Origin of the sequence: Sandaracinomonas limnophila, assembly GCF_004005965.1 — a bacterium.
In the GTDB taxonomy this organism is placed as follows: Bacteria; Bacteroidota; Bacteroidia; order Cytophagales; family Spirosomataceae; genus Sandaracinomonas; species Sandaracinomonas limnophila.
This window is the reverse complement of record NZ_SACY01000002.1, coordinates 235,773-249,911: the sequence shown is the minus strand read 5'-3', so window position 1 is coordinate 249,911 and position 14,139 is coordinate 235,773. Positions and strand designations below refer to the sequence as shown.

At 35.3% G+C, this 14,139-nt stretch carries 10 protein-coding genes; 2 read left to right on the top strand and 8 right to left on the bottom strand.

Going from position 1 to position 14,139, the window contains the following annotated elements; translation table 11 throughout:
* Positions 1-15: 15 nt before the first annotated feature.
* On the bottom strand, positions 16-2,925 hold the full coding sequence (locus EOJ36_RS04630; RefSeq protein WP_127802862.1) for a TonB-dependent receptor: 2,910 nt from the start codon (positions 2,923-2,925) through the stop codon (positions 16-18).
* Positions 2,926-3,173: 248 nt separating this feature from the next.
* Between EOJ36_RS04630 and EOJ36_RS04625 the strand changes: the two genes are divergently transcribed.
* Positions 3,174-4,238, top strand: a complete 1,065-nt coding sequence (locus EOJ36_RS04625; protein WP_127802861.1) for a mannose-1-phosphate guanylyltransferase — start codon at positions 3,174-3,176, stop codon at positions 4,236-4,238.
* A gap of 38 nt (positions 4,239-4,276) precedes the next feature.
* On the opposite strand, the gene EOJ36_RS04620 is transcribed toward EOJ36_RS04625, so the two are convergent.
* Both EOJ36_RS04620 and EOJ36_RS04615 read right to left on the bottom strand, forming a co-directional pair.
* Complete coding sequence (locus EOJ36_RS04620; RefSeq protein ID WP_127802860.1) at positions 4,277-4,909, bottom strand: carotenoid biosynthesis protein; 633 nt, start codon at positions 4,907-4,909, stop codon at positions 4,277-4,279.
* Positions 4,910-4,911: 2 nt separating this feature from the next.
* Positions 4,912-6,582 carry a glutamine--tRNA ligase/YqeY domain fusion protein gene (locus EOJ36_RS04615; protein WP_127802859.1) on the bottom strand — a complete coding sequence of 557 codons (1,671 nt, stop codon included), beginning with the start codon at positions 6,580-6,582 and terminating at the stop codon, positions 4,912-4,914.
* A 216-nt stretch (positions 6,583-6,798) separates the two neighbouring features.
* Between EOJ36_RS04615 and EOJ36_RS04610 the strand changes: the two genes are divergently transcribed.
* Complete coding sequence (locus tag EOJ36_RS04610) at positions 6,799-9,327, top strand: T9SS type A sorting domain-containing protein (RefSeq protein ID WP_127802858.1); 2,529 nt, start codon at positions 6,799-6,801, stop codon at positions 9,325-9,327.
* A 51-nt stretch (positions 9,328-9,378) separates the two neighbouring features.
* Here the strand turns inward: EOJ36_RS04610 and EOJ36_RS04605 are convergent, their stop codons facing one another.
* The 5 genes from EOJ36_RS04605 to EOJ36_RS04585 form a co-directional block, all read right to left on the bottom strand.
* Positions 9,379-9,948: a HupE/UreJ family protein gene (locus EOJ36_RS04605; RefSeq protein ID WP_127802857.1), complete on the bottom strand. Its 570-nt coding sequence runs from the start codon at positions 9,946-9,948 to the stop codon at positions 9,379-9,381.
* A gap of 55 nt (positions 9,949-10,003) precedes the next feature.
* On the bottom strand, positions 10,004-10,984 hold the full coding sequence (locus tag EOJ36_RS04600; protein WP_127802856.1) for a ribonucleoside-diphosphate reductase small subunit: 981 nt from the start codon (positions 10,982-10,984) through the stop codon (positions 10,004-10,006).
* An 84-nt stretch (positions 10,985-11,068) separates the two neighbouring features.
* Entirely contained in the window at positions 11,069-12,355 is a 1,287-nt protein-coding gene (bioA, locus tag EOJ36_RS04595) for an adenosylmethionine--8-amino-7-oxononanoate transaminase (protein WP_127802855.1), read from the bottom strand.
* Positions 12,327-12,944 (bottom strand): dethiobiotin synthase, encoded by a 618-nt coding sequence (gene bioD, locus EOJ36_RS04590; protein ID WP_127802854.1) that lies wholly within the window; start codon positions 12,942-12,944, stop codon positions 12,327-12,329. The genes bioA and bioD overlap by 29 nt, the downstream gene beginning before the upstream one ends.
* Positions 12,937-14,079, bottom strand: a complete 1,143-nt coding sequence (locus EOJ36_RS04585; protein WP_127802853.1) for an aminotransferase class I/II-fold pyridoxal phosphate-dependent enzyme — start codon at positions 14,077-14,079, stop codon at positions 12,937-12,939. The genes bioD and EOJ36_RS04585 overlap by 8 nt, the downstream gene beginning before the upstream one ends.
* Positions 14,080-14,139: the final 60 nt, after the last annotated feature.

Sequence of the window (14,139 nt, the reverse complement as noted above, 5' to 3'; positions counted from 1 at the left end):
TTACTTTTTGAAATTTTATTTATTCAATAATTCATCAAAAGCGATACTAACATAGTACATGCTTCCAATCATTGGGTTTGCCCAACCTGTTGAATAAGCTGGACCAAATAAGTTGGTTCCTCCCACTTTGATGATAGACTTGATTTCAGAAACTTTCTTGCTTACCGCTAAGTCGAAGTTCGAGAATTTTGGAATGTAACTTTGTTGCAATTGGTTTACTGCTTGGTTAACAATGCTCGACTGCCAAACAAATCCTTCTTGGAATCTCCAAACTGCGTTTACGCCCCAACCAGAACCAGCAATGTTACGATTTCCCAATGTTACATTTGTTCTGAACATTGGTGTATTATAAGCCAATGTATAATTGCTCAAACCACCATTATCAGTAACATAATTATAGGAAGTGTTTCCTCCTAAATTCCAGTTGCCTGGTAATTTATAATCTAAACTTAAGCCCCAACCTGTTGTTTTAACTTCGTTGTCAACATTTGAAGGGAAAGAGAATACTTTATTTCCTAAAACTGAAGGATCCTTATGTTGTGCAGGAGTTTGAACTACTGCCATACCTGCTGAGAAGTTTATATACGTACTATTGTAGTAATAGAAGTCAGCTAACATGTTTTCGAATAATAAACCTTTGTATCCAAATTCCCAAGTTTTAACTTGCTCTGGTTTCCAAGATTTAGCAGTATAAGCTTCTGGTTTTCCTGCCAAAACGGATTGTAAGGTATAAGAATTTCCAGATAAGTTATATCTGTCTTGAACAACAGCTAAACCTCCTAATAGACGAGCTGAAGGAGTTAACAAATTGATGTACTGGTCTTGTGTAGTTGGAATTCTAAAACCCGTTTGGTAAGAAACACGGAAGTTAGAATTTCCTTCAGTGAATACTCCAGAAAGTCTTGGAGAGAACTGACCATCAAAATTTTCGTTTTTGTCGTAACGCATCGAAGCTGTAATTTTCAATTTGTCCTTGATGAATTTCTTGCCTGCCTGTGCATAAGCACCAAATTCATGAATTGAAAATTCATTTCCATTATTGTCTAATGCAAATAAAGTACCTTCAGAATTTAAGGCATAAATTCTGTAGTTGGCACCAGCAATCAATTCAAATTTATTGTTCAATTTCTCTGTGAAATTGTACATACCTTCGTAATGGTAAAGGGCCGATTTGTCTAAAAATTTAGCACCAGCAGGTAAAGCCTTGTTTTTAATTGCATCTACTGCAGCATTAAATGCAGCAGTACCTGGGTATAAACGAGTTCCACCATCCGCAACTGAACGAGCAGTTCCTAAATAATAAGGATAAGATGCAGTGTTTGTTGCTACTGCTGTACCTAAAGCAACCGCTGGAGCTAATCCTTTCGCTAAATTTGTTTGTAACTCGGTAGCAAATTTAGTGAAAGATAATCCCGCAAAAGTTTGGAAGAAAGAAGGGTACCAAGCGGTACTTGGTCTTGCCACTTCATTAACCAATTGTCCTAAAGTACCAGTTGCATACGCATCACCTGAATTTTCTTGCGTAGTATAGGCACGTAAGAAGAAATTTGAACCTTTTAATTCAGCCTTGTATTGCCCCATGCTGAAGTTCTTGATAGAATAACGGTCGGCGCCAGTATAAACTGTTGTACCTTGACCATAGTTTCCTTGCAAAATCAACTCCAACTTATCATTGAAACGGTAATGAATAGCCGCATTGAACTTCATATTTCTGTTCATATAAGAAGCTAAATCTGACTCCTTATATCCCTCACGCGAAATGGCAACATTCGGAACAAAATATTGTAACAAATCTTCTGGTTTTTTACCGAATAATTGACCGAATTTGTATAGTCCCATACCAAATGCATTGGCAGGATTTGTTGGGTCTGCTAATGCAGCAGTAACCATTCCAGGAATTGCTCCATAAAGAGATGAGTACATATTTACGTTAGTTTCATCTCCATAAACGTTTACTCCATTATATGCTAAATTTGTTAAACGGTCTGCAGCTCCTAAACCATAACCATTTAATAAGGATTGGTCACGATTATCAGTTGCTTGCCAATCTTCAGCACTTAACGTAGTAAAGTTGATTTTATAGGCAAATTTGTTGTTAATAGCCTTAGCATAACGTATAGAGAAATCGCTATAAGGAGTAGTAGTTTCAGTACGATTAGAAGCGTACATCAATCCAGTTTTTACCTGAGCGCTTAAGCCTTGGTACAAGAATGGGCTTTTTGAATTCATTAAAATCAAACCATTCATTGCATTTGGTCCATAAAGAGCAGAAGCTGCACCTGGCAACACATCAACTCCTTCTAAATCTAATTCTGTGATACCTACAATGTTACCTACAGAGAAGTTTAATCCTGGCGCTTGATTGTCCATTCCATCAATTAATTGAACCACACGAACGTTTCCGTTGGAACCAAATCCACGCATGTTAACTGATGAAAATGTTACCGATTGAGAACTTAATTCAACTCCTTTCAAGTTACGAAGTGCATCATAAAAAGAAGCTGATGGGGTTTCACGAATCGTACGAATATCCATTTTTTCTACCGTAACGGGAGATTGCATGACGCTTTCTTCAATTCTACTGGCTGAAACAACAACATCTTGTCCTAAAACAGTTTGCTCCTTTAAAGCAATTTGAAGATTTTTAGATTTTTCAGTCACCTGAATTTCTTGTCTTTCATAGCCAACCATTGAAACCGTTACCGTAAAGGGAGTAGGAGTAGAAGTGGTCAATGAAAAATTTCCGTTCCCATCCGTAATGGTACCAATTACTTTTCCTTTTACAGCAATACTTACACCAATTAAGGTTTCTTTAGAGCTGGCATCTACAACTTTACCAGTTAATTTAGTCTGTGCGATGATTGAAAAACTACAAAGTAATAGCACAACAAATGAGGCTAATGCTTGAGTAAAGAGTTTTTTCATAAGAATAATTTTTAGTTTAAAGTGCTTTGAATACGACACATAAGCAAAGCTAAACAAGAAAAATGTATTTTCAATGTATTTTTTATAGAAAATATATAAAAAAATCCATAATGTCCCGATAGCCGACTCAAAGCACATGCCAAGTAATTATTAATTGTTAAATATTAATTATTAATTGTGAGTTATGAATTATGATTTTTTTTCATTTGAATTCTTTATATTTTTGACAAATTTTTGAATTAGGAGTAATGAAAGATAATTATTTGGTCATCATGGCCGGTGGAATTGGGACTCGATTTTGGCCAATCAGTAGAAGTCATTTTCCAAAGCAATTTCATGATGTATTAGGAGTTGGTAAAACGATGTTGCAGCAAACCGCTGAGCGTTTTGATGGAATTATTCCTCACGAAAATATTTATGTAGTTACTTCTGAAGAATATGCAAACCTAATTCAAGAACAATTACCTTTTTTAAAGGATTATCAAATTCTTTGTGAACCTCAAAGACGAAATACCGCGCCATGTATTGCCTATGCGGCCTATAAAATTTCAAAAATTAATTCAAAGGCCAAATTAGTGGTAGTTCCCTCAGATCATGTGATTTTAAAAACTGAGGAGTATCAAAATAAGATTAAAATTGCACTAAAAGCGGCATCAGAGCCGGTAATGGTGACCTTGGGGATTATGCCAACTAGACCAGATACGGGCTACGGTTATATCCAATTTCAACCCAAAGCTGAAGATGTTTTAACGGTCAAAACTTTTACCGAAAAGCCTAATCTTGAATTGGCAGAAGCATTTTTAGATAGTGGAGATTATGTTTGGAACGCAGGTATGTTTATTTTCTCCGTAAAAACTTTCAAAAAAGAATTGAATAAACACCAATCAAGGTTAGCCGAACAATTTGAGGAGGGAATGGTTTTATACTATTCTGAAGGTGAAAGTGAATTCATTAAAAAGGTGTACGGAGTTTGTAAAAATATTTCTATAGACGTCGGACTCATGGAAAAGTCAAGGGATGTGAAAGTTGTGTTGGCAGATATTGGTTGGTCCGACTTAGGGACTTGGAAATCACTTTATGAGGTTCATGAAAAGGATGAGAACCAAAACGTGATTGATGGAAATGCCTTAACTTACGAAACTACAAATTCCATAATTAAATCCAGTTCGGATAAATTAATAGTTGTGAAGGGTTTAAAGGATTTTATTGTTGTGGAAAACGACAATGTAATTATGATTTGTCCTAAGGAAGAGGAACAGGCTGTAAAGCTGTTCGTGGAGGATGCAACGAGTTTTGGGGATCAGTATAGTTAATGGTTAATTGTTAATGGTTAATTGTTAATGGTTAATTGTTAATTGTGGGTTAATACCAATAATCCAATAAAAAACATAAACTGTAATAAGGCCACTAATCTGTATAAACTTGATTTTATATTTAATTCCATTTGTTGATAAATGAAATGGAAAACAAAAGCCACTAACCACCAAGCAGCAAAATTTTGTACAGGCACTTGATTCAGTTTCCATTGCCAAAAGTCCAAGTGGATTGCCACCGGCTCAATAAAAAGGTCTAATAAAGTCATCAATCCTGCGCCCAGGGCCGATTTTCCGAATATCCCCCCAAATCCCCATTCTTCTACAACGGCATTCGTACCCATTAGAAGTATTAACCAATTCATGCCAATGACTAGTGGAACGTTTGCAATTTGAAGTCCCAGGGTTTGTCCATAAGCATATTCACCAAATATTTTTCCAGATTTAATCCCTGCCAATTCAATCAAATATCCACTTAAAAATAGTAAGGAAAATCCCAAATAGGTTTTTAGATTTTTGTTTGGATAAAAATACAAACATATAAATCCTGTTATCCAAAGCGTGTAAGGGCATAAACTTTGAAATGTGGAACGATAATTAGGTAAACTCAAACCGACAAGGCCAGCAGCGTACAAAATAATCAAGAAGCGTTTGGTATATACCGGATTCATAATTATTTGTTTTGAGCTTTTGCCCAAGTATCTTTAAGGGTTACTGTTCTATTAAAAATCAATTGGTTTTCAGTGCTATCGGAATCTTTGCAGAAATAACCTTTTCTAATAAATTGAAGTCCTTTTCCAACTTCAACATTTGCCAAAGCAGGTTCTATGTAAACTTTTTCTAAAGTTTGTAAAGATTCGGGATTGATGAATTTGATGAAATCATCTCCCAAGTCTCCTGCATTTTCTACAATTAATAATCGGTCGAATAAACGAACCTCAGCAGTTTTAGCATGTGGGATAGAAACCCAATGCATGGTTCCCTTTACATTAATTCCGGATGTATCTGAACCAGATTTACTTTCTGGGATATAGCTTGCAAAAACCTCTTTCACTGAGCCATCTTCGTTCAGTGTAAAATCTTCCACTTTTACAATGTAGGCGCCCTTTAATCGTGCCATTAAGCCAGGACCTAAGCGGAAGAATTTTTTAGGAGGGTCTACCAAAAAGTCTTCTCTTTCTATATATAATTCCCTTGAAAAAGGCACTACACGTTTGCCACTTTCTGGGTCTTCTGGATTATTTTCTATGTGTAAATCTTCAGATTGGCCTTCTGGATAATTTGTCAGGGTCAATTTGATTGGATCTAATACTGCCATGAAACGTGATGCAGATTTATTCAAATCTTCTCGGATACAAAATTCCAATAAACTTACATCTATTAAATTCTCTCTTTTGGCAACTCCAATTTTATCACAAAATAAACGAATAGAGGCCGGTGTGTATCCACGTCTGCGCAAGCCAGAGATTGTTGGCATCCGAGGGTCATCCCATCCAGAAACTACTTTTTCGTTCACCAATTGCAATAATTTTCGCTTACTCATTACGGTATGTGACAAGTTCAAACGTGCAAATTCGTATTGATGAGAGGGGAAAATAGCTAATTTGTCAATGAACCAATCATATAAAGGACGGTGCACATCAAATTCTAAGGTACAAATGGAATGGGTGATTTCTTCGATGGAATCTGATTGTCCATGGGCAAAATCATACATTGGATAGATGCACCATTCGTTTCCGGTTCTATGGTGAGCCACTCTTCTAATTCTATACAACAAAGGATCACGCATGTGCATGTTGGGATGCGCCATATCTATTTTAGCACGCAAAACCTTAGAGCCATCTTCAAAAGCACCTTGTCTCATTTTTTGAAATAGGTCTAAGTTTTCTTCTACAGAACGATTTCTAAAGGGGGAGTTTGTGCCGGGTTGGGTTGGAGTTCCTTTTTGATTTGCAATTTCTTCCGCACTTGAGTCATCAACATAAGCCAATGATTTTTCTATCAATTTTGAGGCAAATTGGTACAATTGCTCGAAGTAATCGGAGGTGTAACATTCCTTCGCCCATGTAAAACCTAACCAGGAAACATCTTTTTTGATGGACTCTACATATTCCGTCTCTTCAGTTGCGGGATTCGTGTCGTCGAAACGTAAATTAGTTTTTCCGCCAAAATTTTCTGTTAATCCGAAATTTAAGCAAATGCTTTTTGCATGTCCAATATGCAAGTACCCATTGGGTTCTGGAGGAAAGCGAGTGGTAATTCCCTGCGGATAAAGCCCTTTTTCAAGGTCGTTTTGAATTAATTCCTCCAAAAAGTTTAGGCTTTTCTCTTTTTCGTTTTCCATGCTCGTGCGTTCGTTGAATTTGCTAAAATTAAGTTTCAAAATTACTCAAAAATTACTTGAATAAATAATTTTTCATTTTGTCAGTAAAATTTGTCGGATTGTCTATTAATATCGGCTTGTTAGTTGATTTATACAAATATTATTCATAAATTGCTCCAAATTAAAAGTCAAATAGCTTAATTACTAATCATCTACTCAAATCAAAATACATTCAAAATGAATAAATTATTCAAATTTTTTGCTGTAATTTTCTTCAGTATGTTTGTGGTTTCATCTGCTTTTGCGCAGGTTTCCATAAACGGGGAAGCAAGTGGTAAATATTTTATTGTAAAATCTGGGAAGCAGAATTTACTAACTGCGAGAGGTTGTGCGCCAGGTACAGTTACTTGGACATTAGACCGTTGGGTTTCAGCAGACCCTATGAACCCAGAAGTTCATACGATTGATTGGCCTCAAAATACAGATGGTCCTTCATATCCTTATACAATTGGGGGAACTGATTATAATACGACGGTAGGTTTAGGATTAGATCCTGCTGATATTGCAAACGGAATGTATTTCAAGTGTTATCAATATCAAATGACTTGTACTCCAAGTGGTGGTGGTTCTTCTGTTTCTAGAACTATTACATTTGTAGCAACAAAAAATGACGAGTTTAAGCCAGTACCAGAGGATGGATATTCTCCAAAATATAATAAATGTGGTGATCCTACAACCTTAGCGGGGTCTGATATCACAGTTAGTGCTGGTTTGACAAGAGCAAACAGTCTTTTTATTAAAAAACCAAGTGCTGGTTCATTTACCAATATTGCAAATTCTGCAAATGGTTACACAAGGATGAATTACACAAATGCAGCAGCAGAGACTGGAACCTACCAATTCAAGTTTGCATATTACAGTTACATTGAGAGTGGAGCTATTGTTTCAAACGATTTTTCAAATGTAACTTCTATGGAAGTGCTTCCAAAAACAGGTAGCCCTTTAGCCATTGGTGATGTTGCAAATATGTGGGGTTTAAGTTTAGTTGTTAATGGTAAAGATCCAAATAATGGAACTGTTAATGCTTGTGCTTCAGACAACGTAACCATTAGTTGGGCAAATTGGGATACCTACAGAAATGATCCGAGATTTAATGGCTATAGCTTCTATTGGTCATATGAAAGCAATGGAAACTATTTGGATTTTGCTGGTAGTGAAGATATTAATAACTATAATGTTGGTAAATATTTTGGCATTGAAAATAAGGCCAATACTGGATTTTATGAACCTAATTTTAGATTAAAATTCATGCCTAGAGGTTTAAATGTTGGATGCCCAATTGATGTATTAGATAATGTTACATTTACAGGGAATTCGAGTTTTTCTCCGGCCTACAATCACGAATTGATTTTAAATGTGAAGCCATCAGGTATTGCTATGATAACTAGCTTGGATAATAATTATATTTGTCAGGATGGTACCACAATCTTAACTTTAGCAAAATTTGAACAAACATTGCCAGCAGGTAATGTGGTTAATTGGTATTACAATGGTAATTTAATCACAGGTGCTAATAATACTGGAACTAGTATTACTATTGATAAAGCAGGTGATTATAGCGCTCAATATTTAGTGGATGACCCAACAGGGGTTTGGAAAAATTCAAATAACGAAACTTGTTATTCTGTTTTCGGGGCTTATGGTGTTCAATACTATAACCGTCCAAGTATTCCAACAATTACTTCATCAAGTAAGATTGTTGAATATTGTGATTACGCTAAAGTTTCTGATATTTTAACTGCTTCTTCTGGAACAGTAGCTTCTAAAGGTTGGGAATGGTTTACAAATGCAAAAACAGTTGGAACTTCAGTGAATGAAAAATATACGACAGCAGATTTTGGAACTTATAATGCTCGTTACAAGGATGCAAATGGATGTTGGTCATTAAAATCTTCTGATTTTGTAATTAGTCCAATCGCAAGACCTGCAACTCCTACTATTAAATTGACTGGAAGTGCTTTCAATTGTGCAAAAGATGAAGCAGGTAATGTGGTTTCAGTTAAGTTTGATTTAACTAGTCCTACTTTGACTGCGACTGGTAGTACGTATCAATGGTATATTGGATCTTCAACAACTGCAGTTCAAAACAGTGCATTGACTAGTTTAGCTGGAATTGTTGGTACATCGGATGTTAAACTTACACAAACAGATGGTAAAACAGGTTGTGTATCCTTGCCATCTGCAGTTGCTTCTGTTACCTTCCAGGCGAATCCAGTATTTGCTTCTGGTTCAATTACTAAAACAGCTTATACATTAAATGCAAAAGGATTTAATGGTGATGCTGGAAACTATGTTTGGAAATTAGGTAGTGTCGCTCTTGCAGGTACAACAGCTATTCAAAAAGTTCAAGGTGGCGCGGGTGAATATTCAGTTGCAAAATATGTAAGTTATACGTCTGGTTCAAACACAATCTCTTGTCTTTCAAATGCTATTAAATACGCTTACGTACCAGATCCAGAATTTAATGGTGTGATTGTATATCCAAATCCAGCAACAACTTCAGTTATCGTTGATGTTGTTGATACTGCAACATGGAATGGAGCTGATGTTTCAATCTTTGACATGTTAGGAAGAAAAGTTTATGCGGGTACCTACTCTACTGCTTCAGGTATCGATGTGAGTGGAATCGGTGTTGGTATTTACGTTCTTAATTTGAACGCAAAGTCAGGAAATACTTTCCAAACTAAATTATTGATCAATAGATAATTTTAGTTTTAAAATAAAAAAAAGGCAATTCAGAAATGAATTGCCTTTTTTTTATGGCCAACGTTCGATGGCCATTTGCAGGGAAAGAAGGATAATTATAATTGAAAGACTATATTTAATTATAAGATTAGCCATTTCCTTTAAATGTTTTCCCAAAGTAAAAATGCTGAGGATTATTGTAACCACAAGTATTTGAGCAATTTCTACGCCAATGTTAAAGCCTAATAGTGGAATAAGAATAGTTGCCTCTTGTCCCAACAAACTTTGTAGATAGTTTGAAAATCCCAACCCATGGATTAAACCAAAAGCCCCAATTAGAAAAAATTTTATTTTAGATTCATCTTTCTTTTGATTCACTATATTTAAAATTGCTGAAAGGGTAATAGTTAGGGGAATTAAAAATTCAATCCATTTTACGTTTATTTCAACGATTTTTAAGGTAGCTAATGCCAATGTAATGGAATGTCCCAAGGTAAAGGCAGAAACTAAGTAGATTGATTTTTGAAGCTTTGACAGATTGAGACCAATTAAAAAGGATAAGATGAATAGGAGGTGATCTAAGGCATTTAGGTTTAAAATATGACCTAACCCTAATTGAAAATAAAGTAAGAAGTCTGACATAGTATAAAAAAAATGGCTGCCTTATGAGCAGCCAAATTAGTGAATATTTTATGTATTAAAAATCTTCGTCAAGTGAGAATGACATTGCATCTTTGTCGGACATAACGCCTGATTTCTGATATTCAGCAACTCTTTTTTCGAAGAAATTGGTTTTACCTTGAAGGGAGATTAACTCCATGAAATCAAATGGATTGCTCGCGTTGTAAACTTTTTGACAGCCCAAAGAAACCAATAACCTGTCGGCAACGAATTCAATATATTGACACATCAATTCTGCATTCATACCAATTAAGGAAACAGGAAGTGCGCTAGTGACAAATTCTTTTTCAATTTCAACGGCATTTGTTATAATCTCGTTGATTTTATCTGAAGAGATTTTATTTACGATATGATCAGCATATAGATGGCAAGCAAAGTCGCAGTGTAAGCCTTCATCACGAGAAATTAATTCGTTTGAGAAGGTTAAGCCAGGCATCAGCCCTCTTTTCTTTAACCAGAAAATTGAGCAGAAAGAGCCTGAAAAGAATATGCCTTCTACTGCTGCAAAAGCAATTAATCTTTCAACAAAATTGTCACTTTCAATCCATCTTAAAGCCCATTCTGCTTTTTTCTTTACACAATCGATGGTTTCAATAGCACGCAACAATTTATCCTTTTCGATTGGATCTTTGATGTACGTATCAATTAATAAAGAATAGGTTTCGGAATGGATATTTTCCATCATGATTTGAAAACCATAGAAACATTTTGCCTCAGCATATTGTACTTCTTTTAAGAAGTTATTTGCAAGGTTTTCGTTTACAATTCCATCTGATGCTGCAAAAAAGGCTAACACGTGAGAGATAAAGTGACGTTCACCCTCATTCATTTTTTGCCAATCTGTTAAATCTTGTTGCAAATCGATTTCTTCGGCCGTCCAAAAAGAGGCTTCAGATTTTTTGTAAAATTGCCAGATGTCATCGTGTTTAATGGGAAATAAAACGAAACGATTAGGGTCTTCAACTAAAAGGGGTTCAATTTGGGTAGATTTAGACATGTTTGTTTTTAATGATAAATTTTAACCTAAATATCTTAAAAAAAAATGAAATTTCCTTACGAAATTGTCAGCTTTAATCAATATTTAATTCATTGGAATTTCCTCAATCACCTGGTATATTTTGTTGAGTTCTTTTTGTTGTATGACAAAAGGAGGGAGGATATATATTGTATTTCCTAGAGGTCTCAGTAGAACTCCATTTTGTAAACAATGCGTATAAATAAGATCTCTTTTTGAGTTTAAATAACCTGATTTTTCATTTGTAGTCAATTCTAAGGCTATAATTGTGCCTAAAATTCGAATATTTTTGAAATTTTGATTTTGTTGGATTTTATTTTTCCAATTTTGATGGGAATGATTAATCTTTTCAATTTTTTCGAAAATATTTTCATTTTCAAAAAGGTCTAAGCTTGCATTTGCAGCTGCACATGCTAATGGATTACCAGTAAATGAATGGCTATGAAATAGGGTTTTGCTTCTATCGTTCGATAAAAAAGCCTCAAATACTTGATTGGAACAAGAGGTGATTCCCATGGCCATCATACCACCGGTTAAACCCTTTGACATGCAGATGATGTCAGGTTTTTGGTTTAAATAATCAATGGCAAAGAATTTTCCTGTTCTGCCAAATCCTGTCATGATTTCATCAGCAATAGTGAATATTTGTTTGCTTTTGGATAATTGGATTAAGTCATTTAATAAATCAGGGGAATACATTTTCATTCCTCCAGCACCTTGAATTAAAGGCTCAAAAATGAAGGCTGCATAATTATCAGCATTATTCATTTTTTCTTTAAAAACCTCTAAACATTTTTCAGGTTCAGTGGGAGATGGTAAAAAATCAACTTCAAAGAGCATGTCTTGGAAGGGGGCATTAAAGGAACTTGGTGCACCAAGACTCATTGCTCCAAAGGTATCACCATGATAGGCGTCTTCAAATGCTAATATTTTTCGTTTTTCAGGTTGACCTATATTGAAAAAATATTGAAGGGCCATTTTGATGGCAACTTCTACGGCCGTGCTCCCATTATCAGAAAAAAATAGTTTTTCTGCTGTATTCGGAAGCTTTTTTAGAAGACGCTCTGAAAGTTTGATGGCTTGCGGATGCGTGAATCCCGCAAAAATTACTTGCTCTAATTGAATTGCTTGTTCATAAATTTTTTGTGCCAGATATTCATTTCCGTGTCCGTGAATGGATACCCACCAAGACGAAATGGCGTCGATGATTTCATTTCCGTTTTCATCAAATAAAAGGGCACCTTTACCCGATTGAATGGCAATCGACTGCGGTTCAATTTGGTGTTGAGTGAATGGATGCCAAATCACCTTTTGATCTCGTTGGCTAAGCGGGCCAAATGACAGATTTTGCATAGTTTTCAATTAATTCTGGGGTCCAGTTACTTTCTAAATTTATATCACAAATTATAGGCAAATGGGTATAATTTGAAATGAAGCGTTGTGCCGATTCGTTTTTTTCTCCGTTAACAATTAAGCCCATAATAGGAATATTGTTGGATTTTAAAATTTCAAAACTCAAAAGGGTATGATTAATGCTACCTAAATAGGTTTTTGAAACTAAGATTACTGGTAAATTCCATTTTTTTAACAAGTCTAAATTGGTTTCTTTTTTGTTTAGGGGAACCAAAATTCCACCTGCTAGTTCCACCACCAAAGAGTTGTTGGTGTCTGGCAAATTAAAGTTTTCAAGTATTATTTCCACCCCCTCCAATTCGGCAGCCGAATGTGGTGAAAGAGGGGCTTTTAGGTTGTAAATTGATGGATGAATGTTTGAATCCTTGGAATTGCTTAAATCAAGTACTGTTCGAACATCTGAATCTTCTGGAAAGCCCGATTGAATTGGTTTCCAGTAGTCGGCCTGCAAATTTTTAACAATAATAGCAGAGGAAATTGTTTTACCAATTTCTGTTCCTATTCCCGCAATGACAACCTTTCTATTCATTTTCTTCCAACAAATTTATGATTTTTTTGATGTCTTCTTGCTTTTGAAATGCATGTAAAGTGATGCGAATTCTTTCTTGGCCTTTGGGTACGGTTGGATACACAATTGGTTTTACTTTAAATCCTTTGGTTTGTAAAAGTTCTGCCTTTTTTCTTACGTTTTCGTTGCCTGGAATGATAAACGATTGAATGGCAGTATTACTTTTAAGCCAATTAGTACTTTTTTTCTGCTCGTTAAAAAAGTTGATTACTTTGTAAAGTTCTTTTCTTTTTGATGAAAAAGTGCTTTGAATGCTTAAAATACCCGATAAGTCAATTAAATGTTGAATGGTTGGGGCGGTGGAAAAAATAAAGGGTCTAGCAAAATTGATTAAATAGTTTTTTAATGTTTTGCTACCTAAAACTACTGCGCCGCTATATCCCCAAGCCTTTCCAAAGGTGATGATTCTTGCAAAAATTTCTTTTTCTAGCTCTAATTCAACGCATTTACCTTCTCCATTTGGTCCGTATATTCCTCCTGAGTGGGCTTCGTCCACTATGAGTTCAAAATTGTATTTTTTTGATAAATCTTGCAAAATCACAAGATTTGCCTCATCCCCATCCATGGAATAAATGGATTCTACTATGACCCATTTGGGTGTTTCTAGAGGGTATTGGCTTAGTATTTTTTCTAAATCGGCTAAATCATTGTGTTTGAAAATTCTTTTTTCTGCCTTGGATAGTCGCAGTCCATCCACCAAACTTGCATGGATTAATTTATCACAAATAATGACATGATTTTCTAATCCAATGGCCGCCAATAAGCCTACATTGGCTTCAAAGCCTGATCCAAAAAATAGGGCCGCTTCTGCTTTGTGAAACTTCGCACATTCTGATTCAAATAATTCAAAAATGGGGTGGTTACCTGAAATCAATCGAGAGCCTGTGGAGCCTAAACTAGTGCAGATATTTAATTTCCTTTTTAGGGTATTGGAAAAAGATGTTATTTTTTTCTCAATTTCCTGAGAGCCAGCAAGTCCAAGGTAATCATTTGAATAAAAATCGATTCCTTCTTCGAGTTGTGAAAGTCCCCGTAAAAGGCCCTCATTTTCTCTTATTTCGAGTAAATCTTGAAGGATTTGGATGTTTTTTTTCATAAATGTTTTGCAAAGCTACAAATTTTTAAAAAAATGCTTGACATTTCCGTTTAATGGATG